At 68.6% G+C, this 2,684-nt stretch carries 4 protein-coding genes; 2 read left to right on the top strand and 2 right to left on the bottom strand.

The features are described from left to right. Window positions 1-950, top strand: a 950-nt coding sequence (locus tag QZ609_RS26230; RefSeq protein ID WP_295501359.1) for an aspartate aminotransferase family protein, incomplete at its 5' end; no start/stop codon positions are given. A 31-nt stretch (window positions 951-981) separates the two neighbouring features. After that, the gene (locus QZ609_RS26225) at window positions 982-1,911 is read left to right on the top strand and encodes an arginase (RefSeq protein WP_295501356.1); all 930 of its coding nucleotides are present in this window, start codon (window positions 982-984) and stop codon (window positions 1,909-1,911) included. Window positions 1,912-1,919: 8 nt separating this feature from the next. Here the strand turns inward: QZ609_RS26225 and QZ609_RS26220 are convergent, their stop codons facing one another. Together QZ609_RS26220 and QZ609_RS26215 are read right to left on the bottom strand one after the other, a co-directional pair. Then, entirely contained in the window at window positions 1,920-2,312 is a 393-nt protein-coding gene (locus QZ609_RS26220; RefSeq protein ID WP_295501354.1) for a dihydroneopterin aldolase, read from the bottom strand. Window positions 2,313-2,446: 134 nt separating this feature from the next. Then, window positions 2,447-2,684: SDR family oxidoreductase (locus tag QZ609_RS26215; RefSeq protein ID WP_295501351.1), on the bottom strand; the 238-nt coding region annotated here is incomplete at its 5' end.

Here is a 2,684-nt window from a genome sequence, read left to right as displayed (position 1 = left end):
TGTGCAACCTCACCCGCATGGACCGCGCGCTGCCGATGAACACCGGCGCCGAAGCGGTGGAGACCGCCATCAAGGCCGCCCGCAAATGGGCGCGCGAGGTCAAGGGTACGCCGCCGGATGCGGCCGAGATCATCGTCTTCGAGAACAACTTCCACGGCCGCACCACCACCATCATCGGCTTCTCGTCGCACGACCAGTATCGCTACGGGTTCGGGCCGTTCGCAGCCGGGTTCCGACGCATTCCGTTCGGCGATGCGGATGCACTCAAGGCCGCCATCGGCCCACACACGGCCGCGATCCTGATCGAACCGATCCAGGGCGAAGGCGGCATCGTGGTGCCACCGCCGGGCTACCTCAAGCTCGCGCGCGAACTGGCGACGCAGCACAACGCACTGCTCGTCTGCGACGAGGTGCAAACCGGCCTGGGCCGCACCGGCGACGTGCTCGCCAGCTGGCACGAGGGCGTGGAGGCGGATCTGGTGGTGCTCGGCAAGGCGCTGGGCGGCGGCATGGTGCCGGTCTCGGCCATTGCCGGGCGCGAGGCGGTGATCGGCGTGTTCCACCCGGGCGATCACGGCTCCACCTTTGGCGGCAACCCGCTGGCGGCGCACATCGGCCGCGTGGCGCTGGCCCTGCTGATGGAAGAACAACTGCCGCAACGCGCGGCGCGCCTGGGCGAAACCTTCATCGCCGAGCTCAAGATGCTGCTTGGGCATGGTGTGCGCGAGGTGCGCGGACGCGGCCTGATGATCGGCCTGCAACTCGATGCCGACATCGACGCGCACGACTTCGCCAACGCGCTGGCCGAGCACGGCGTGCTGACCAAGGACACCTACGGCAACGTGGTCCGCCTGACACCGCCGCTGGTGATCGCCCAGGCGGAACTGGAACTGGCGCGCGACGTCATCCGCCGCACGCTGGCCGGCTGGCCGCGCCGCGAAGCGGCCTGAGCAACAACCTCAAGAGGAACGGGGAGACCACATGACCAACATCGACCTGATCGGCGCGGCCATCGGCTGCGGGGCACAAGACGACGGATGCAGGGACGGCCCGCGTGCGCTGCTGCAAGCCGGCGCCTTGGCACGCCTGCAGTCGCACGACACGCGCGGCGGGTTGGTGCACGGCATCGAGCTGGCGACGCCGGCTGGCCACAATCGCTCGGCGCGCTTGGCGGCGCTGCCGGGGGTGGCTGGTTTCTCGCGCGCGCTGGCCGATGCGACCGCGCACAGCGTGCACGAGGGGCACGTGCCGGTTGTCATCGGGGGGGACCATAGCTGTGCGGTCGGCACCTGGTCGGGCGTGGCCTCGGCGCTGCGCCCGGCCGGGCCGCTCGGCCTGATCTGGGTCGATGCGCACCTGGACAGCCACACCCCGCACACCAGCGATTCCGGCGCCATCCACGGCATGCCGCTCGCCGCGCTGCTCGGCTATGGCGCGGGCGAACTGACGCGCGTGCGCGATGCCAGCCCGAAGCTGCTGCCACAGCACGTGGTGGTCATCGGCGCGCGCAGCTACGAGCCGGCCGAGCGCACCTTGCTCGACGTACTCGGCGTGCGCGTGATCGACGCGCAGGAGGTCACCCGCAGTGGCCTGCGCGCGGTCATAGCCGACGCCATCCGCATCGTCACCACCGGCACGGCGGCATTTGGCGTGACGGTGGATCTGGATGCCTTTGATCCGGTGGTGGCGCCGGGCGTGGGCTCGCCGGAACCCGGCGGCCTGACCGGCCAGGACATGACGCAAGCCCTGGCGGCGTGCGCCCGCGATGCGCGCTTTGCAGCGTTCGAACTGGTGGAATACAACCCGCGCCATGACAAGGGCGGGATCACGGCGCGCCTGGCGCTCGACCTGCTGGGCAGCGTCGCGGGCGCGTTGCACGCCCAGCGCCGTGCGTATGCGAGTGCAGCCTGAGACGTCGATCAGTCCTTGATGCGGAACACTTCCACGCCCACCGATTCGCAGTCCGGATAGACATCCGGCTTCTCCGTCGACACCCGCGCGGCCAGCACGTGCGGGTGCTTGAGCATCGCCGTCAGCACGTCGTCGCAGAGCGTTTCCTGCAGATGGATATGGCCCTGCGCCATGCGGCGCGCCACGGTGTCGCGCATGAAATCGTAGTCGACCACTTCGTGCAGCTTATCTTCCGTGGGCGACGAGTATTCCAGCGGCACGTACAGCTCGATATTGATCAGGACGCGCTGCTCGCCTTTCTTCTCGAACTCGTGCACGCCGATGTTGATCTGCACCTCGTAGTTGCTCAGGAACATGCGGCGGCAGTGCGACAGGCGCGGGTGGGATAGCAGGGAGAGCATGGGGCTATTCAATAGGTTTTGGAGACCGTTGCAACAGGAAGCGAAGCGGTTCTGACGGTTCAGCGCCGACGCAGACAGTACACAGGGTACGGCAAGGAGGCGCTGGGCCGTCAGAATCCTGTTTCAACGGCCTCCTATTCGGTCAGGAACATCACGTCGCGAGACAGCGGCATCAGGTGCTGGCCTCCGTCGACGAAGAGCGTGGTGCCGGTCACGGCGCGCGCGGTGGCGAGGTAGCAGACGGCTTCGGCAATGTCTTCCGGCGTGGACGACTGGCCCAGCGGCGTCATCTGGTGCGCCCGCGCGAACCCGCCGGTCGACTGGTCGCCCGACACCATGGTGATGCCCGGCGCCACGCCCACCACCCGCAGC

Origin of the sequence: uncultured Ralstonia sp., from assembly GCA_913056305.1 — a bacterium.
Taxonomy (GTDB): Bacteria; Pseudomonadota; Gammaproteobacteria; order Burkholderiales; family Burkholderiaceae; genus Ralstonia.
Note: the sequence above shows the minus strand (reverse complement) of the source record. Positions and strands in the feature narration are given on the sequence as shown.

Excerpts from the sequence above, each read along its gene's own strand:
- QZ609_RS26225 (WP_295501356.1), top strand. The coding sequence starts at position 982 with ATGACCAACATCGACCTGATCGGCGCGGCCATCGGCTGCGGGGCACAA.
- QZ609_RS26220 (WP_295501354.1), bottom strand. The coding sequence starts at position 2,312 with ATGCTCTCCCTGCTATCCCACCCGCGCCTGTCGCACTGCCGCCGCATG.